Raw genomic sequence first — 19,299 nt, 5'->3', positions numbered from 1 at the left:
GAGGGAGAGGGGGCTGATCTGAGGTGTTGCGAAAATCTGCTTTTGACTTTAGTCCCCTCTCCCTCCGGGAGAGGGCTAGGGTGAGGGTGCCGCAGGCGCTTTACAGCGCCTTTTCAAAGATCTTCGAATTACGCTGGTAGTTATAAAGCGAAGCCCGCGCCGCCGGCAGACGCTCTACGCTACTCGGCTCAAAACCACGCTCGCGGAACCAGTGCGCCGTGCGCGTCGTCAGTACAAACAGCGTCTTCAACCCCTGCGCCCGCGCACGGCTTTCAATGCGCTCCAGCAGTTCATCACCCCGGCGACCATGACGGTATTCCGGGTTCACCGCCAAACACGCCAACTCCCCCGCGTCCGAATCAGCAATCTGATACAGCGCCGCACAGGCGATGATCATGCCTTCACGCTCCACCACGCTGAATTGCTCGATTTCGCGCTCCAGCACTTCGCGCGAGCGGCGCACCAGAATGCCCTGCTCTTCCAGCGGGCTGATGAGTTCAAGCAAACCACCCACGTCTTCAATCGCCGCTTCGCGGGTAACTTCAAACTGCTCCTGCGCCACCAGCGTACCGCCGCCGTTACGGGTGAACAGTTCGGTCAGCAGCGCGCCATCTTCGGCGTAGCTGACGATATGGCTGCGCGGCACACCGCCCCGGCAAGCTTCCGCCGCTGCATCCAACAACTCAGCCTGATAATCGCTGCCCAGACGCTTCATGTGCGCGGGCACTTGTTGCGGCCGCAGTTCGCGCACCAGACGCCCGTCTTCGTCGAGCAAGCCCGGCTCGGCACCGAACAACAACAGTTTGTCTGCGCCCAGATCAATCGCTGCACGGGTCGCGACGTCTTCGCAGGCCAGGTTGAAAATCTCACCCGTGGGCGAGTAGCCCAATGGCGACAGCAATACAATCGAACGCTCATCCAGCAGGCGATTGATGCCCTTGCGGTCAACCCGGCGCACTTCGCCGGTGTGGTGATAGTCCACGCCATTGAGCACGCCAATCGGCCGCGCCGTGACCAGATTGCCGCTGGCCACCCGCAGGCGCGAGCCTTGCATCGGCGAGGAGGCCATGTCCATCGACAACCGCGCTTCAATGGCAATGCGCAACTGGCCCACAGCGTCGATCACGCACTCAAGGGTCGGCGCATCGGTGATGCGCAGGCCGTCGTGGTAATGCGGCACCAGACCACGGGCTTGCAGCCGGCTTTCGATTTGCGGACGCGAACCGTGCACCAGCACCAGTCGCACGCCCAGACTGTGCAGCAGCACCAGGTCGTGAACGATGTTGCCAAAGTTGGGGTGCGCCACGCCGTCGCCGGGGAGCATGACGACAAAGGTGCAGTCGCGGTGGGCATTGATGTAAGGAGACGCGTGACGCAACCAATTAACGTAATCGTGCATAACCAGAGCCTGTTAAAAATAGAGCCGCCTAAAAAGGGCAAATACAACGCGCGCACAACGGGCTGATGGTTATCGTCGAAACAAAGTTGGCAACACGCGTGCTCTCCTTGTGTGTACGGGGCGGGGCTCGGGCAATTTACCGGGCCGGGGTCAGGCAATAATGTTCAATCAACTGTGTCAGTAGACGCACGGTCGGCTGCAAACGTGACATTTCCAGATGTTCACCCGGTTGATGAGCGCAGGTGATGTCACCCGGCCCCAGCACGATGGTCTCGCAGCCAAGCTGCTGAAGATAAGGCGCTTCGGTGCCAAACGCTACTGCTTGCGCGACATGGCCGGTCAGGCGTTCGGCCACGCGAACCAGCTCAGCGTCGGCAGCCTGTTCAAACGGCGCCACGCCCGCGGCAATAGGGGCGAAATCGATGTTTACCTGATGGCGTTCGGCCAAGGGTTCAAGCTTGCTGCGAATGATCGCACGCAGCGCGTCGGGGTCCATCCCCGGCAAAGGTCGCAGGTCGAATTCCAGCGAGCACTGGCCGCAAATGCGGTTGGGGTTGTCGCCGCCGTGGATGCAGCCGAAGTTCAAGGTCGGCTGTGGCACGCTGAATTGCGGGTTGCGGTACTCGCCCAGCCATTGCTGGCGCAGGGCCTTGAGTTCGCTCATCGCATCGTGCATGGCGTCCAGCGCGCTGTGACCAAGACTGGGGTCGGAGGAGTGACCGCTGCGCCCCAGTATGTCGATGCGCTCCATCATCACGCCTTTGTGCATGCGGATCGGTTTGAGGCCCGTAGGCTCGCCAATCACCGCCGCCCGGCCCAGCGGGCGACCCGCTTGCGCCAACGCTCGCGCACCGGCCATCGAGGTTTCTTCATCGCACGTGGCCAGAATCAGCAGGGGTTGTTTGAACGGCTGATCAAGCAACGGGCGGACGGCCTCGATGATCAATGCGAAAAAGCCTTTCATGTCGCAACTGCCCAGACCGACCCAGCGGTTATCGACTTCGGTCAGCTTGAGCGGATCGGTCTGCCACAGCGCTTCGTCATACGGCACGGTGTCGCTGTGCCCCGCCAGCACCAGCCCGCCGGGGCCGCTGCCAAAGCTGGCCAGCAGGTTGAATTTGCCGGGGCTGACCTGTTGGATGTCACAGCTGAAGCCCAAATCCCCCAGCCAGGTGGCCAGCAAGTCGATCACGGCGCGGTTGGATTGATCCAGATGAGGCTGGGTGCAACTGACCGACGGCGTGCCGATCAAGGCAGCGAACTGCTCTTTGAGGGAAGGTAAAGGCATGCGCTGACTTCCTGTTGGCTGGGCGAGGCCCATCATAGAGCCATCTGCGCCGCAGAATAAACCCATGCGGGGCATAGCTTCGGCGAGTCCTGTACACTGCACGGCCTTGGCAGCCACTCTTTCCCCGGCTGCACACCGCTTCTGGATTTTCCGGCCATGCACAAAGAAACCGAAATCAAACTGCGCGTAAGCCGCGAAACCCTCGCCGCCTTGCGTGAGCACCCTCTGCTGAAAAAGCGCAACAAAAGTGGCTGGGAAAGCCGTGAGTTGCTCAATCAGTACTTCGACACGCCTGAGCGCGATCTGGCCAAGGCCAAGGTTGCCCTGCGTCTGCGCCGCGATGGCGACGAGGTGATTCAAACCCTCAAGACCCGCGGCCAAAGCGTTGCCGGTCTGTCGCAGCGTAACGAATACGACTGGAAACTGGCCAAAGCCAAGCTCGACACCAAATTGCTCGACGGCGAATGCTGGCCCGAGGAATTGGCCGAGCTGGACAAGAAAACCCTGAAGCCGATCTTCACCACCGATTTTGTCCGCGAGCGCGCGGAAATTTCCTGGGGCCGCGGCAAGGCCAAAGTTGTGATTGAAGCCGCACTGGATCTGGGCCACGTGATTGCCGGCAAGCAGAAAGAAGAAATCTGCGAGCTGGAACTTGAACTGCGTGAAGGCGAGCCGTCTGCTCTGCTGGAACTGGCCGCCGAGCTGGCCGAGAAGCTGGCGCTGATGCCGTGTGACATCAGCAAGGCTGAACGTGGCTACCGCCTGTTCGACGCCAACAGCTACTCAGTCACCCTGCCCGCTCCCGAGCTGACCCCTGAAACACCGCTGGACGACGCCTTCGCCGCGCTGGCCTGGCACTTGCTGGGCAACAGCCAGCGGCTGGCCGAGCAGTACCGCTTCAATGGCCACTGGCGCTTGCTGCAAGACTGGGTACAGCAACTGATCGACCTGCGTGCGCTGGTCAGCAGCCTCGGTCAGGCGGCACCACGCCAATCCACCAGCGCCTTGCGTGCTGCGCTGGACGCGTTGCTCGAAGACTGGCGCCCGCTGGTGCAAATCGGTCAGGACGATGAAGACGTGCGTAAAGCCGCGCCTGAACAGTTCCTGGAAGAACTGGAAGACCCACGCTGGGGCCAGTTCTCTCTGAACACTTCGCGTTGGTTGATGGAACGCAGCTGGACCGTTGATCGCGGCACCACCCGTGGCAACCGTCAGGGCGCCGCTCAACTGGCCAGCTGGCTGCCACGTTTGCTGTCGGACGAAGCCATCGCTTTGCGCTTGAATCGCTACCAGCAGCAACCCGAAGACCTGGCCGAGCAATTGCCGCGCATCGAGCGCATTCAGGCCTGGTTGCGTCTGGCGCGTAACGTGCTGGAAATTCCGGAGCTGGACCGTTTGTACGGTGAGATGAACAAGTTGCAGGAGTTGGCCAATATGCCGATTTCCGAAGACGCTGAGCACAATGACGAATTGCTCAATGCGCGCAAGCAACAAGCGATCGCCGTGTACCAGAACCGCGCATGGAAGACCCTGCTGCGCGGTTAAGCGTCAAACCTGTGCCCCTCAGCGCTCGCTGAGGGGCACATAAGCCTTACTTCGTACCTTTTGGCATGTCCGCATCTGGCGTGCGCCAGATCAAACGTGTGGTGTCATAACCCTGCTGCTGAGCCTTGCTGAGCAATTCATCGCGGGTTTGCTGGTCGATCTGCGGCTTGCGCGACAATAACCACAGGTATTTACGGTCAGGGTTGCCCACCAACGCCGTGCTGTAGTTGTCGCCGAGATACAAGACCCAGTAATCGTCCTTGGTCACGCCGGGCAACAAGGTCGACACCCAGTTATCAAACTCGACCCACAATTTGTCGGTTTTACCCGGTACTTGCGGGGTCGCTGTGCCTTTGGCTTCCTGCCACTCACCCTCTGCGGTCAAGCAACGGTTGAGCACCGCGACGTTGCCATCGGGTTTCAAGCTGTAATGGGCTTCGGACTGGGCGCAGTTACGCTGGAAGAACATCGGCAATCGTGCCTGTTCATACCACGTGCCCTGATAGCGTTTGAGGTCGACGTTATCGACCGTTCTAGGTGCCATTGAGTCATTGCTCGACGTAGAACACCCTGCCAACACCAATGCAGCCGCAAGGCTGGCTAATAGACGTTTCATCGCAATCGCTCCTGATCAGTCTTACTTCAAACCCTGGCCCGAGAAAATCAGCACTTTATCGCCTGCGTATTGCACGCTGATAAAGGCTTTTTGATCGCCCCATGTGCAGCTCGACATGCCCAGCGCGCCTGAACATTCAGTGGGCGAACCCAGCAATTGCTCCACTTGCGCCTTGGTCATACCTGCCGAAAGTTTGGAGTAGTTCTCTTGATTGACCTTGCTGCAGGCCGCTAACAACACACAGAACGACAACAATGCCAAAGAACGCAACTTCATGGAAAAGCTCCTGAGAAAGAAAGTCGGCATCGCTGCCTGCTGCAAGCTTAGAAGAGATAAACGCGAAGGGGTTCCCGCAGGGGGGAAGGATTTGTTTTGGCGGGGGTAGAGGCAAGTGAATTTCGTAGCAGCTGCCGAAGGCTGCGTCCGATCGCGTAGGGATCGTAAAGGCTAAAATCGCGGTCTACCAGATAGACCGCGATTGCTGATTTTGCGGCGGCTTCGCCCCCGATCGCAGCCTTCGGCAGCTGCTACGAGGACGGGTACAACTTACGCTTTGTGGTAAGCGGTGATGCGCGCCACTTCTTCTTTCGAGCCCAGGTACACCGCTACGCGCTGGTGCAGGCCTTCTGGCTGGATGTCGAGAATGCGCTGATGGCCGTCGGTGGATGCGCCGCCTGCTTGCTCAACCAGGAACGACATCGGATTGGCTTCGTACATCAGGCGCAGTTTGCCCGGCTTGGAAGGCTCACGGCTGTCACGTGGGTACATGAACAAGCCGCCACGGGTCAGGATGCGGTGAACATCGGCCACCATGGCCGCGACCCAGCGCATGTTGAAGTTCTTCTTCAACGGGCCTTCCTCGCCTGCCAGCAGCTCGTCAACGTAGCGCTGTACCGGGGCTTCCCAGTGACGCTGGTTGGACATGTTGATGGCGAATTCCTGGGTGCTTTCAGGGATGGTGATGTCTTCGTGGGTCAGGACGAAGCTGCCCATTTCACGGTCCAGGGTGAAGCCTTTGACACCGTCGCCCAAGGTCAGTACCAGCATGGTCTGAGGGCCGTAGATGGCGTAACCGGCAGCCACTTGCTCGGTACCCGGCTGCAGGAAGGCTTTTTCATTCAGCGCTTCGTTCTGGCTCAGGTATTCGTTCGGGCAACGCAGTACCGAAAAGATGGTGCCAACCGGTGCGTTGATGTCGATGTTGGACGAACCGTCCAGTGGGTCGAACACCAGCAGGTAGGCGCCTTTCGGGTATTTGCCCGGGATCTGGTAGGCATTGTCCATTTCTTCGGACGCCATGCCGGCCAGGTGACCGCCCCATTCGTTGGCTTCGAGCAGGATTTCGTTGGAAATCACGTCGAGTTTTTTCTGCACTTCACCTTGTACGTTTTCAGTGCCCATGCTGCCCAAAACACCACCCAGGGCGCCTTTGGACACGGCGTGGCTGATCTCTTTGCAAGCACGCGCCACCACTTCGATGAGGAAACGCAAATCAGCAGGGGTGTTGTTGCTGCGGGTCTGCTCGATCAGATAGCGACTCAGGGTAACGCGGGACATGTAAGGCTCCGAACTAGGGGGAGGGGGCGAAAACCCGCGCAGTTTAACGCGAGTTGCCGTGCAAATCTTCTAATCAGACTCAGAACTGACCGAACGGGTTCAGTTGAAGGGTGAAATCCCCCACTTACAGCGCTTTCCAGATTTCGGTGGCGTATTCGCGAATGGTGCGGTCCGAGGAGAACCAGCCCATGCGCGCGGTGTTCAGCACTGACGTGCGCCACCAGGCATCCTTGTCATGCCACAGGTGTTCGACGCGCATCTGCGCCGCCCAATAGGAGTCGAAGTCAGCGCAGACCAAAAAGCGGTCATAGTTGATCAATGAATCAATCATGGCCGTGTAGCGCGCCGGGTCATCATGGGAAAACACGCCGCTGCGGATCGCCTGCAACACATCATTGAGCCGGTGCGAGGCGGCAACATCCGGCGCCGCATTAAAGTCACCGCTGCGTTGGCGCGCTTCAACCTGTTGCGAACTGAGGCCGAAGATGAACATGTTTTCGGCCCCTACCCGTTCACACATTTCCACGTTGGCGCCATCCATTGTGCCGATGGTCAACGCGCCGTTAAGGCCAAACTTCATGTTGCTGGTGCCCGATGCTTCGAAACCTGCGGTGGAGATCTGCTCGGACAAGTCCGCCGCCGGGATGATGTTCTCGGCCAGGCTGACGTTGTAGTTGGGGATAAATACGACTTTGAGCAATCCACGCACCGTCGGGTCGTTATTAACGGTACGGGCGATGTCGTTGGCCAGCTTGATGATGAGTTTGGCCTGGTCGTAGCTGGCTGCCGCCTTGCCCGCAAAAATTTTCACCCGGGGCACCCAGTGATTGCCCGGCTCGGCACGAATCGCCTGATACAGGGCCACGGTGTGCAGCAAATTGAGCAACTGGCGTTTGTACTCGTGGATGCGTTTGACCTGCACATCGAACATCGCTTCAGGGTTGACCACGACGCCCAAACGCTCATAAATCAGCGCCGCCAAGGTGCATTTATTTTGCAGGCGCTGCTCGGCGAATTTTTTGCGGAAGTCTGCACGTTCGGCGAAAGGTTCCAGCTTGATCAGTTTGTGCTCGGTTTCATCCAGCACATCCGCGCCTAACGCATCGACCAGCATGGCGGTCAGCGGCGGATTAGCCTGGAACAGCCAGCGGCGGAACGTCACCCCATTGGTCTTGTTGTTGATCCGGTCGGGATACAGCTTGTGCATCTCGGCGAACACGGTGCTGCGCATCAGTTGGGTGTGCAGCCCGGACACCCCGTTGACGCTATGGCAACCGAGAAACGCCAGATTACCCATGCGCACCCGGCGGCCGTGATCTTCCTCGATCAACGACACGGCACGCAGCACGTCAAAATCATGCACACCTTTCTCACGCAGCGAATCAATGTGATAGCCGTTGATCAAGTAGATGATCTGCATATGCCGCGGCAATAGGCGCTCCATCAACGCCACCGGCCAGGTTTCCAGCGCCTCCGGCAGCAAGGTGTGGTTGGTGTAAGACAGGGTATCGACGGTGATTTGCCACGCGACGGCCCACGTCATGCCGTGCTCATCGACCAGGATGCGCATCAACTCGGCCACAGCGATTGAGGGATGCGTGTCATTGAGTTGGATGGACACGTGATCGGCCAGGTTCAACAGGTTCACGTGCGCGTGCAAATGGCGGCGCAGCAAGTCCTGTAGTGAAGCCGAAACAAAGAAGTATTCCTGACGCAAGCGCAGCTCTTGCCCCGCTTCGTTGCTGTCCGCCGGGTACAGAACGCGGGAGATGCTCTCGGCGCGCACCACTTCTGCCACCGCGCCCAAATGGTCTCCGGCATTGAAGCGTCCCAGATTCAGGTCGTGCAGCGCCCTCGCCCGCCACAAGCGCAAGGTGTTGACGCTGGCTCCACGCCAGCCCACCACAGGGGTGTCATAGGCGATGGCGCGCACGGTTTCGCCGGGCCACCAGATTTGCCGCAACTGGCCTTGCTCGTCTTCTTTGGATTCCACCGAACCGCCGAAGCCGATGGAGTACAGCACTTCGGCGCGTTCAAACTCCCAAGGGTTGCCGAAGTCGAGCCAGTTCTCGGTTTGCTCTTGCTGCCAACCGTCGACAATGCTTTGGCGAAAGAGCCCGTGCTCATAGCGAATGCCATAGCCGTGTGCAGCCACGCCCAGGGTCGACATACTTTCCATAAAGCACGCCGCCAGACGCCCGAGGCCGCCGTTACCCAGCGCCGCATCCGGCTCCAGCAGGCGAATACGTTCCAGATCGACGCCCAACTCGCTCATGGCCTCACGCGCGATCTCCAGCAGGCCGAGGTTGCTGAGGCTGTCGTAGAGCAAGCGCCCGATCAGAAATTCCAGCGAGAGGTAGTACACGCGCTTTTGGTCTTTGCGATAAATCTGCCGGGTGTTGTCCATCCAGTGCTCGACCATATGGTCGCGCGCGGCCAGGGCGACCGCTTCAAACCAGTCGTGGTCAAACGCGTGTTCCGGGTCTTTTCCCACCGCGTAGGTCAATTTGGTGATCACAGCGTTACGAAACGCCGCTACTTGATCGTCACTAACAAGCGGTTCCTGGGACATCGATACAACCTCAATCGAGATGGAGCGATTTGAAGAACGAATGGAATCAGCCTAGACGGTTCGACAAGGACCAAGGACTTTGATTCGGGCTTTTTTGACGGGTTTCATAAAAATGAGCGGATACGCCCTTTGATGCCCCAAAACCATGCACAGGCTCGGCGCCCTGCTTTAAAACAGGGTCGTGTACAAAAAACCGGCAAATGGTTGTTCACTCGTTCGCCAACCCCGGTATGATCGCGCGCCCTGATGCACGCTGGAATACTAAGTCCGATGAAGTCCAACCTGATCGCCGCCGCGGAAATCGACCGTCTCGATACCTGGGCCAAATACTCTGCGCCCATGTGCGGTTCCTGCATTTCCAGCTGCTGCACGCTGCCGGTCGAGGTCAAGATCAAAGACCTGATCCGCATTGGCCTGGTCGATGAGTTCGAGCTGGGCGACCCGCCGAAGAACATCGCCAAGCGCTTGCAGAAAGACGGCATCGTTGAGCGCTTCAACCAGAAGTCGGGGATTTTCACCCTGCAGCGCATGAGCAATAACGATTGCCTGTATCTGGATCGTAAGTCGCGTATGTGCACGATTTATGAAACGCGCCCGGACACCTGCCGCAATCACCCGCGAATTGGCCCGCGCCCCGGCTATTGCGCGTATATCCCCAAAGCGGTTGAGCGCAAGAACAGCAGCGTCAAGCTGATGGATTTTTAAGCACAAAAGCACCCTCACCCTAGCCCTCTCCCAGAGGGAGAGGGGACTAAAAGCAAAAAACAGATCTGCGCAACACCCGTGAGGGGCCGCCTTCACACAAATCCCAGACACAAAAAAACGCCCCCGACCGCAAGGCCGGGGGCGTTTTTTATGACCGCTAACTAATTAACTTAGTTTTTGGCTTTTTTAGCAGCGCGGGTACGCTCGCCTTCGTCCAGGATCTTCTTACGAAGACGGATGGACTTAGGAGTCACTTCACACAGCTCGTCGTCCTGGATGAATTCCAGAGCTTGTTCCAGTGTGAACTTCACAGGTGGAACCAGAGCGATGGTTTCGTCTTTACCCGAAGCACGCATGTTGTCGAGCTTCTTGCCCTTGGTAGGGTTAACGCCCATGTCGGTGTCACGGCTGTTCAGACCAACGATCTGACCGTTGTAGATCTCTTGACCGTGCTCAACGAACAGCTTGCCACGCGCCTGCAGAGTTTCCAGGGAGTAGGTCAGCGCCTTGCCTGTCTCAACCGATACCAGAACACCGTTCTGACGGCCGGACATGTGGCCCGACTTCATGGTGTCGTAGCGATCGAAGATCGAGGTCAGGATGCCAGCACCGTTGGTCAGGGTCAGGAACTGGTTACGGAAACCGATCAGACCACGAGCAGGGATGTTGTATTCCAGACGAACACGGCCTTTACCATCCGGCACCATGTTGGTCAGGTCGCCTTTACGCAGACCCATTTCTTCCATCACCTTGCCCTGAGATTCTTCAGGGGTGTCGATGGTGACGTTTTCGAACGGTTCGTGCTTAACGCCATCAACCAGACGGATGATTACTTCTGGACGACCAACGCCCATTTCGAAGCCTTCACGACGCATGGTTTCGATCAGTACGGACAAGTGCAGCTCGCCACGGCCCGATACTTTGAACTTGTCAGCCGAGTCGCCTTCTTCAACGCGCAGTGCAACGTTGTACAGCAGCTCTTTGTCCAGACGTTCCTTGATGTTACGGGACGTCACGAACTTGCCTTCTTTACCGCAGAAAGGCGAGTCGTTTACCTGGAACGTCATGGAAACGGTTGGCTCGTCAACGGTCAACGGCTTCATCGCTTCAACGTTCATCGGATCACACAGGGTGTCGGAGATGAACAGCGAATCCATACCGCTGATGCAAACGATGTCGCCAGCAGCTGCTTCTTCAACGTCTACACGGTGCAGACCGTGGTGACCCATCAGCTTCAGGATACGACCGTTACGGCGCTTGCCGTCAGCGTCGATAGCAACAACCGGGGTGTTCGGCTTGACGCGACCACGAGCGATACGGCCAACACCGATAATGCCCAGGAAGCTGTTGTAGTCCAGTGCCGAGATTTGCATCTGGAACGGACCGTCACGGTCAACAGCAGGTGCTGGTACGTTGTCGACGATCGACTGGTACAGCGGGGTCATGTCTTCAGCCATGTCGGTGTGGTCAAGACCAGCAATACCGTTCAGGGCAGAGGCGTAAACCACTTTGAAGTCCAGCTGTTCTTCGGTAGCACCCAGGTTGTCGAACAGGTCGAAGATTTGATCCAGAACCCAGTCCGGACGCGCGCCTGGACGGTCAACCTTGTTGATGACCACGATTGGACGCAGGCCGGCTTCGAAGGCCTTTTTGGTCACGAAACGGGTTTGCGGCATAGGGCCGTCTTGAGCGTCAACCAGCAGCAGAACGGAGTCAACCATCGACATTACGCGTTCTACTTCACCGCCGAAGTCGGCGTGGCCCGGGGTATCCACGATGTTGATGTGGTAGCCGTTCCAGTTGATGGCGGTGTTTTTCGCCAGAATGGTAATACCGCGCTCTTTCTCCTGGTCGTTGGAGTCCATCACGCGTTCGTCGTTAAGCTCGCCGCGCTCCAGAGTGCCGGATTGACGCAAGAGTTTGTCTACCAGGGTGGTTTTACCGTGGTCAACGTGAGCAATGATGGCGATGTTACGTAGATTTTCGATCACTTGTGTATCTCGATCAGAGGATTCGGTGTGCTGACAGGTCGTGGCAGCGATTAACAGTAGAGTCCGGCAAAGCCGTTACAGCTTGACGGCGGCGTCGGGGGGCCGGTGACGCAGGCCACAGGCATACAGCCCCGGGCTCTTAGCTCGGTCGATAAACGCGCACATTGGCATGTCCCTCACTGAGCAAATGGTGAGCATGCAGGCGACTCATCACGCCTTTGTCGCAATACAACAGGTACTGACGGGTGTCATCCAGTTCCTTGAAGCGGCTGTTCAAAGCATAGAACGGCAACGCTTGTACTTCGATGCCAGCCAGTTCCAGCGGTCGATCTTCCTGATCATCCGGGTGACGGATGTCGATCACGATCTGGCCCGCCAGCACTTCGCTGACTTCTTCGACTTGCAAGTCCTGGCCCAATTCATCGATTACCCGATCAATCGGCACCAGTTTGGCCCGCTCAAGCGCACGCTCAAGCACGGCCATATCAAACTGTTGTTCTTCATACTCCACGCGGTTGCGCTTGGCGTGGGTCTTGGGGTTGACCGAAATCACCCCGCAATATTCAGGCATGTGCTTGGCGAAGTCGGCCGTGCCGATGGCTTCTGCCTGATCAATGATGTCTTGCTTGTGGCTGACGATCAGCGGACGCAACACCAGCTTGTCAGTAGCCGAGTCAATCAGCGACAAGTTGGGCAGCGTCTGGCTCGACACCTGAGAAATGGCTTCGCCGGTGACCAGTACTTCGATTTCCAGTCGTTCAGCGATACGGGTGGCAGCGCGCAACATCATACGCTTCAAAATGACGCCCATATGACTGTTATCGACTTTGCCGAGAATTTCGCCCAACACTTCTTCAAACGGAACGCTGACAAACAGCACACGCTGGGAGCTGCCGTACTTCTTCCAGATATAGTGCGCGACTTCCATCACGCCCAGCTCATGGGCGCGCCCGCCGAGGTTGAAGAAGCAGAAGTGGCTCATCAGGCCGCGGCGCATGACCTGGTAAGCCGCCACGGTAGAATCGAAGCCGCCGGACATCAAGACCAGGGTCTGATCCAGCGAGCCCAGCGGGAAGCCGCCAATGCTGTCGTGTTGGCTGTGAATCACAAACAACCGTTGGTCGCGAATTTCGAAGCGGACTTCGATTTCCGGCTTTTTCAGGTCGATTCCGGCCGCACCGCACTCACGTCGCAGCTTGCTGCCGACGTATTTTTCGATTTCCATCGAGGTAAACGGGTGCTTGCCGGCACGCTTGCAGCGCACTGAAAAAATCTTGCCCGCCAACGCATCGCCAAAGTGCAATTTGCACTTTTCAACGACGTCGTCGAAGTCACCCAACGGGTACTCGTCGACTTGCAGAAAATGCGCGATGCCGGGCATGCAGCTCAGGCGCTCGGTCATCTCCTTCAAGGCTTTGGGGTCAGTAACGCGCGTTTGCAGCTCGATGTTGTCCCACACACCTGTCACCACCACGGCCGGGTCCAGATCGCGGAGCACAGCACGGATGTTTTTGGCCAATTGACGGACGAAACGCATCCGAACCGGACGGCTCTTGATAGTGATTTCGGGGAAGACTTTAACGATTAGTTTCATGAAAACAGCGCGCGAGCAGCCTACCAAAAAAGGGGGGCGCGGATTATAGCGGAAATTGCTCAAGGTTTAACCAGTTATCGTACAAACGGTTTTGGTCGCACCAAAACAGAGCATTTATGGTCTTAATCGCTTCATTTAAGTGCGATTAAGGGTGCTTATCGGTAGTCTACGTCGCTAGTTGCCTGAGATTGGGGCAAGTCGGGGCACTGGCATGCAATTTGCTCCCTTGTGAGGCAGGTTGCCTTGGCAGAGTATTCGCGCCGGCATCAACCACTTATTAAGGGCACGTAACCACCAGCCCTAAGCCACCCGGAGGACACTATGTCGAAGTCGGTTCAACTCATCAAAGATCATGACGTCAAGTGGATTGATCTGCGCTTCACTGACACCAAAGGCACTCAGCACCACGTGACCATGCCGGCCCGTGATGCGCTGGATGAAAACTTCTTCACCGACGGCAAAATGTTCGACGGCTCCTCCATTGCTGGCTGGAAAGGCATCGAAGCGTCCGACATGATCCTGCTGCCAGACGACAGCACGGCTGTTCTGGACCCGTTCACCGAACAGCCTACGCTGATCCTGGTGTGCGACATCATCGAACCGTCGACCATGCAAGGCTATGACCGCGACCCACGCGCCATTGCGACCCGTGCCGAGGAATACCTGAAGTCCACCGGTATCGGTGACACCGTGTTCGTAGGCCCGGAGCCAGAGTTCTTCATCTTCGACGAAGTGAAATTCAAGTCCGACATTTCCGGCTCCATGTTCAAAATCTACTCTGAACAAGGTTCGTGGATGTCCGACCAGGACGTGGAAGGCGGCAACCGCGGCCACCGTCCAGGCATCAAAGGTGGCTACTTCCCGGTTCCGCCATTCGACCATGACCACGAAATCCGTACCTCCATGTGCAACGCCATGGAAGAAATGGGTCTGGTTATTGAAGTTCACCACCACGAAGTGGCAACCGCTGGCCAGAACGAAATTGGCGTGCAGTTCAACACACTGGTGAAAAAGGCTGACGAAGTTCAGACCTTGAAGTACTGCGTACACAACGTTGCAGACGCTTACGGCCGTACCGCTACCTTCATGCCCAAGCCTCTGTACGGCGATAACGGTTCGGGTATGCACGTTCACATGTCCATCTCCAAAGATGGCAAGAACACCTTCGCTGGCGAAGGTTATGCCGGTCTGTCCGACACCGCTCTGTACTTCATCGGCGGCATCATCAAGCACGGTAAAGCCCTGAACGGTTTCACCAACCCGGCCACCAACTCCTACAAGCGTCTGGTGCCAGGCTTCGAAGCGCCGGTCATGCTGGCCTACTCGGCCCGTAACCGTTCCGCGTCGATCCGTATTCCTTACGTGTCCAGCCCTAAAGCTCGCCGTATCGAAGCACGCTTCCCGGACCCGGCAGCTAACCCATACCTGTGCTTCGCGGCACTGATGATGGCCGGTCTGGACGGTATTCAGAACAAGATTCACCCTGGCGACGCCGCTGACAAAAACTTGTACGACCTGCCGCCTGAAGAGGCGAAAGAGATCCCGCAAGTGTGTGGCAGCCTGAAAGAAGCGCTGGAAGAACTGGACAAGGGCCGTGCGTTCCTGACCAAAGGCGGCGTATTCAGCGACGACTTCATCGACGCTTACATCGCCCTGAAAAGCGAAGAAGAAATCAAAGTACGTACCTTCGTACACCCACTGGAATACGAGCTGTACTACAGCTGCTAATCCAGACACTCCGGGCTAAACCGGCGTGAATTAAAAAAACCTCCTTCGGGAGGTTTTTTTATGGGCGGATTTCGTCGCGCGGATGAATTTGCAAGGCAAGCTGAACCCAACTTCAAACATGCACTATATTGGTGCATCAATACCTGAAAAATTCAATTCGCATCCCACATTGGGTCGAAGCGGCGCCATAAAGCTGTCATTACGCCACCTTTATGGGCTCCAAGTGCTGAATTCAGGCGATTAACGCTTCTTTTAAGAGCCTTGGTTTGGTTTTTGCATTTTCTTTGTCTCAGCGTGTAACCCGCGCAAGCAATCCGGGATTGGCCCATGACCATCAGTGATGCCCTGCACCGACTGTTACTCGACAATCTGACCACTGCCACGCTGTTGCTCAATGATTCTTTGCGCCTTGAGTACATGAACCCGGCAGCGGAAATGCTGCTGGCCATCAGCGGGCAGCGCAGTCATGGACAATTCATCAGCGAATTGTTCACTGAGTCCACCGAAGCGCTGCATTCGCTGCGTCAAGCGGTCGAACAGGCCCATCCGTTCACCAAGCGCGAAGCCATGCTGACGTCGCTGACCGGGCAGACGCTGACCGTGGATTACGCGGTCACGCCGATCCTGAGCAACAGTGGCACCATGCTGCTGCTTGAAGTCCACCCGCGAGACCGTCTGCTGCGAATAACTAAAGAAGAAGCGCAGTTGTCCAAACAGGAGACCAGCAAGATGCTGGTGCGCGGGTTAGCCCATGAAATCAAAAATCCCTTGGGCGGCATTCGTGGCGCGGCGCAATTGCTGGCCCGTCAGTTGCCCGACGAAAGCCTGCGCGACTACACCAACGTGATCATTGAAGAAGCCGACCGCCTGCGCAATCTGGTGGATCGCATGCTGGGCTCGAACAAATTGCCATCGCTGTCGATGACCAATGTTCACGAAGTGCTGGAGCGGGTGTGCAATCTGGTTGAAGCGGAAACACAGGGCAGTATTACGCTGGTGCGCGACTACGACCCCAGCCTGCCTGACCTGCTGATCGACCGCGAACAAATGATTCAAGCCGTGCTCAATATTGTGCGCAATGCCATGCAGGCCATCGGTAGCCAGAACGAGCTGCGATTGGGCCGTATCAGCCTGCGTACCCGCGCCATGCGCCAGTTCACTATTGGCCATATTCGCCATCGCCTGGTGACAAAAATCGAAATTATCGACAACGGGCCGGGCATTCCGGCCGAGTTGCAAGACACCCTGTTTTTCCCGATGGTCAGCGGCCGCCCGGACGGCACAGGGCTGGGCCTTGCCATCACCCAGAACATCATCAGTCAGCACCAGGGGTTGATCGAGTGTGAGAGCCACCCCGGCCACACACTCTTCTCGATCTTTCTACCACTGGAACAAGGAGCCGCATCGACATGAGCCGAAGTGAAACCGTGTGGATCGTCGACGACGACCGTTCAATCCGCTGGGTACTGGAAAAAGCCTTGCAACAGGAAGGCATGACCACACAAAGCTTCGACAGCGCCGATGGCGTGATGAGCCGCCTCGCTCGCCAGCAGCCTGATGTGATCATTTCAGACATTCGCATGCCCGGCGCCAGCGGTCTGGATTTGCTGGCCAAGATCCGCGAGCAGCACCCTCGCCTGCCGGTGATCATCATGACCGCCCATTCCGATCTGGACAGTGCGGTGGCGTCCTATCAGGGTGGCGCGTTTGAGTACCTTCCCAAGCCGTTTGACGTGGATGAAGCGGTGTCACTGGTCAAGCGTGCCAATCAGCATGCTCAGGAACAACAAGGCCTGGCGGTGACGCCAGCGCTGGCCCGCACCCCAGAGATCATTGGCGAAGCGCCGGCGATGCAAGAAGTGTTTCGCGCCATTGGCCGTCTTAGCCACTCCAACATTACGGTGCTGATCAATGGCGAATCGGGCACGGGCAAAGAGCTGGTGGCTCACGCCTTGCATCGCCACAGTCCGCGCGCGGCTTCACCGTTTATCGCGTTGAACATGGCCGCCATCCCCAAAGACTTGATGGAGTCCGAGCTGTTCGGTCACGAAAAAGGGGCCTTCACCGGCGCCGCCAACCTGCGTCGTGGGCGCTTTGAACAGGCTGACGGCGGCACCTTGTTTCTGGATGAAATCGGCGACATGCCGGCCGATACCCAAACCCGCCTGCTGCGGGTATTGGCGGATGGCGAGTTTTATCGTGTGGGCGGGCATACGCCGGTCAAAGTCGACGTACGCATCATTGCCGCCACGCACCAGAATCTTGAAACACTGGTGCAGGCTGGCAAATTTCGCGAAGACTTGTTTCATCGTCTGAACGTGATTCGCATCCATATTCCGCGCCTCTCAGATCGCCGCGAAGACATCCCGACCTTGACCCGGCACTTCCTCAGCAGTGCCGCCCAAGAGTTGTCCGTGGAGCCCAAATTGCTCAAGGCAGAGACCGAGCAATACCTTAAAAACCTGCCGTGGCCTGGCAACGTGCGTCAGCTGGAGAACACCTGCCGCTGGATTACGGTCATGGCGTCGGGTCGCGAAGTGCATATCAGCGACTTGCCCCCTGAGTTGCTGAACCTGCAACAAGACAGTTCGCCGGTGACCAACTGGGAGCAAGCCCTGCGTCAATGGGCTGATCAAGCGCTGGCCCGTGGCCAGTCGAACCTGCTGGACAGCGCTGTGCCGACCTTTGAGCGGATCATGATTGAAACCGCGCTCAAGCACACTGCCGGTCGCCGACGCGATGCGGCTGTGCTGCTGGGCTGGGGACGCAACACCTTGACGCGCAAGATCAAGGAACTGGGCATGAAGATAGATGGCGACGAAGAAGAGGGTGATGAAGCGTAAGGCAGATCAAAAGCGCCCTCACCCTAACCCTCTCCCAAAGGGAGAGGGGACTAAAGCAAAAGCGGATCAAACTCCTTCTGCCTCTGGGAGAGGAGACTGGATCGGTGGCGTTGCGCAAATCTGCCTTTAGCCCCGTCTCCCTCTGGGAGAGGGCTGGGGTGAGGGGCTTTTGCTCTACCCGCACCACTCAAAAGCACACCGCACCATTATCGTGCACCGCTCTAGCTCAAGGCTTATAGCCAACTCCAACGCATGCAACGTGCACCGTTAAAAAGCCCCGAATTTCGGGGCTTTTGCATTTTATTCAGAAGAAATCCAAAACTGGCACGCGCCCTGCAATATCTATAACAAGCCACACCGCTTTAGGGGACCTTGATACAGGCAGGTCAAGACTCCCCACTTTTACACCGCAGCCTTGATGACGCTTGCATCAACGCGCACAACGCTTTCGGGGAACCGGTACAGGCAGGCCGTCATTCCCTCTTTTATTGCTCTCGCAGGTTCACCTGCAACCGCCAGCGCCCATCCTGCGGCGCCCCGGCCCAGTCGCCCTGCAAGGCACGGGCCGCCACCAACGTCAGCAACAACCCACCATCCGTCACCCGCACCCGCCAGTTCACGGTTTTGCCGTTAAGCATTAACTGACCGTTCTGCACCGCGCCCTTGGCATCGAACAGCAACCCCAGAGTGCCATCAACTACCTCACCATGCAGTTTGGGCTCACCGCTGAACCACACCACCAACGCACCTGGCATCACCTCTATCTGCTGCAATTCGATGGGGTCTGGCGTGGTCAATCGGCCAATCATCAGGCCCACCATAAAACCGACAATCGCCAAAGATCCTAAAACCCGCGGCCAGAGTTTAGGTCGCGGGTCTTCTTCAGGCGTAGAATCGCGCCCATCCTCATATTCGGAGCCGTGCATGTTTCACGTCATCCTTTTTCAACCAGAAATTCCGCCGAATACCGGCAACATTATCAGGCTGTGCGCCAACAGTGGCTGCCACCTGCATTTGATCGAGCCTATCGGTTTTGAACTGGACGACAAGCGCTTGCGCCGTGCCGGACTCGACTACCACGAGTACGCGCCGCTCAAGCGTCATGCTGATCTGGCCAGCTGCCTTGAGAGTCTGGGCCACCCGCGTCTGTTCGCGTTTACCACCAAAGGCTCCAAGCCGTTCCACGACGTTCAGTTCGCCGAGGGCGATGCGTTTATCTTCGGCCCTGAAAGCCGTGGCTTGCCGCCCGAGGTACTCGACCCACTCGACAGCGAACACCGCCTGCGCCTGCCCATGCGCGAAGGCTGCCGCAGCCTTAATCTGTCCAACACTGTGGCAGTGGCCGTTTATGAAGCGTGGCGACAGTTGGGGTTCAAATAGCGCACCGCACCTGTAGCAGCTGCCGAAGGCTGCGTCCGGTCGCGCAGCGATCGTAAACCCTAAAAGCACGATCATCAGAAA

At 57.6% G+C, this 19,299-nt stretch carries 15 protein-coding genes; 6 read left to right on the top strand and 9 right to left on the bottom strand.

Annotated elements, in window-relative coordinates:
• Positions 1-100 precede the first annotated feature (100 nt).
• Together argA and argE are read right to left on the bottom strand one after the other, a co-directional pair.
• On the bottom strand, positions 101-1,399 hold the full coding sequence (argA, locus tag GHN86_RS09255; RefSeq protein ID WP_153378119.1) for an amino-acid N-acetyltransferase: 1,299 nt from the start codon (positions 1,397-1,399) through the stop codon (positions 101-103).
• Positions 1,400-1,535: 136 nt separating this feature from the next.
• Positions 1,536-2,687 (bottom strand): acetylornithine deacetylase, encoded by a 1,152-nt coding sequence (gene argE / locus GHN86_RS09250; RefSeq protein ID WP_153378120.1) that lies wholly within the window; start codon positions 2,685-2,687, stop codon positions 1,536-1,538.
• A gap of 156 nt (positions 2,688-2,843) precedes the next feature.
• Here argE and GHN86_RS09245 point away from each other — a divergent pair, with 156 nt between their 5' ends.
• A complete protein-coding gene (locus GHN86_RS09245; RefSeq protein WP_153378121.1) occupies positions 2,844-4,232 on the top strand; it encodes an inorganic triphosphatase in 1,389 nt (462 codons plus the stop codon).
• A gap of 46 nt (positions 4,233-4,278) precedes the next feature.
• Here the strand turns inward: GHN86_RS09245 and GHN86_RS09240 are convergent, their stop codons facing one another.
• From GHN86_RS09240 to GHN86_RS09225, 4 genes are all read right to left on the bottom strand, one after another.
• The gene (locus GHN86_RS09240) at positions 4,279-4,848 is read right to left on the bottom strand and encodes a lipocalin family protein (RefSeq protein ID WP_153386462.1); all 570 of its coding nucleotides are present in this window, start codon (positions 4,846-4,848) and stop codon (positions 4,279-4,281) included.
• A 21-nt stretch (positions 4,849-4,869) separates the two neighbouring features.
• A complete protein-coding gene (gene bamE, locus GHN86_RS09235; RefSeq protein ID WP_153378123.1) occupies positions 4,870-5,124 on the bottom strand; it encodes an outer membrane protein assembly factor BamE domain-containing protein in 255 nt (84 codons plus the stop codon).
• Between the two features lie 270 nt (positions 5,125-5,394).
• Positions 5,395-6,405, bottom strand: coding sequence for a class 1 fructose-bisphosphatase (locus tag GHN86_RS09230; RefSeq protein WP_153378124.1), 1,011 nt, complete (start codon positions 6,403-6,405; stop codon positions 5,395-5,397).
• A gap of 124 nt (positions 6,406-6,529) precedes the next feature.
• Entirely contained in the window at positions 6,530-8,977 is a 2,448-nt protein-coding gene (locus GHN86_RS09225; RefSeq protein WP_153378125.1) for a glycogen/starch/alpha-glucan phosphorylase, read from the bottom strand.
• 270 nt (positions 8,978-9,247) lie between these two features.
• Here GHN86_RS09225 and GHN86_RS09220 point away from each other — a divergent pair, with 270 nt between their 5' ends.
• Positions 9,248-9,682: a YkgJ family cysteine cluster protein gene (locus GHN86_RS09220; protein WP_153378126.1), complete on the top strand. Its 435-nt coding sequence runs from the start codon at positions 9,248-9,250 to the stop codon at positions 9,680-9,682.
• A 170-nt stretch (positions 9,683-9,852) separates the two neighbouring features.
• Here GHN86_RS09220 and typA read toward each other — a convergent pair whose 3' ends face one another.
• The gene (typA, locus tag GHN86_RS09215; RefSeq protein ID WP_323369232.1) at positions 9,853-11,673 is read right to left on the bottom strand and encodes a translational GTPase TypA; all 1,821 of its coding nucleotides are present in this window, start codon (positions 11,671-11,673) and stop codon (positions 9,853-9,855) included.
• A 139-nt stretch (positions 11,674-11,812) separates the two neighbouring features.
• Positions 11,813-13,267, bottom strand: coding sequence for a tRNA uracil 4-sulfurtransferase ThiI (gene thiI, locus GHN86_RS09210; RefSeq protein ID WP_122785260.1), 1,455 nt, complete (start codon positions 13,265-13,267; stop codon positions 11,813-11,815).
• 321 nt (positions 13,268-13,588) lie between these two features.
• Between thiI and glnA the strand changes: the two genes are divergently transcribed.
• The 3 genes from glnA to ntrC all read left to right on the top strand — a co-directional run bounded on the left by glnA (position 13,589) and on the right by ntrC (position 17,838).
• Positions 13,589-14,995, top strand: a complete 1,407-nt coding sequence (glnA, locus tag GHN86_RS09205) for a glutamate--ammonia ligase (RefSeq protein WP_003438610.1) — start codon at positions 13,589-13,591, stop codon at positions 14,993-14,995.
• A gap of 327 nt (positions 14,996-15,322) precedes the next feature.
• Positions 15,323-16,408: a nitrogen regulation protein NR(II) gene (gene glnL, locus GHN86_RS09200; RefSeq protein ID WP_153378128.1), complete on the top strand. Its 1,086-nt coding sequence runs from the start codon at positions 15,323-15,325 to the stop codon at positions 16,406-16,408.
• Positions 16,405-17,838, top strand: coding sequence for a nitrogen regulation protein NR(I) (gene ntrC / locus GHN86_RS09195; protein WP_153378129.1), 1,434 nt, complete (start codon positions 16,405-16,407; stop codon positions 17,836-17,838). Before glnL ends, ntrC begins: the two co-directional genes overlap by 4 nt.
• Positions 17,839-18,323: 485 nt before the next feature.
• Here the strand turns inward: ntrC and GHN86_RS09190 are convergent, their stop codons facing one another.
• The gene (locus GHN86_RS09190) at positions 18,324-18,764 is read right to left on the bottom strand and encodes a hypothetical protein (RefSeq protein ID WP_153378130.1); all 441 of its coding nucleotides are present in this window, start codon (positions 18,762-18,764) and stop codon (positions 18,324-18,326) included.
• Between GHN86_RS09190 and trmL the strand changes: the two genes are divergently transcribed.
• A complete protein-coding gene (gene trmL / locus GHN86_RS09185; RefSeq protein ID WP_153378131.1) occupies positions 18,763-19,218 on the top strand; it encodes a tRNA (uridine(34)/cytosine(34)/5-carboxymethylaminomethyluridine(34)-2'-O)-methyltransferase TrmL in 456 nt (151 codons plus the stop codon). The genes GHN86_RS09190 and trmL overlap by 2 nt on opposite strands.
• Positions 19,219-19,299 lie beyond the last annotated feature (81 nt).

It is taken from the genome of Pseudomonas helleri, from assembly GCF_009600315.1.
Taxonomy (GTDB): Bacteria; Pseudomonadota; Gammaproteobacteria; order Pseudomonadales; family Pseudomonadaceae; genus Aquipseudomonas; species Aquipseudomonas helleri_A.
This window is presented reverse-complemented; position numbering and strand designations above follow the sequence as displayed.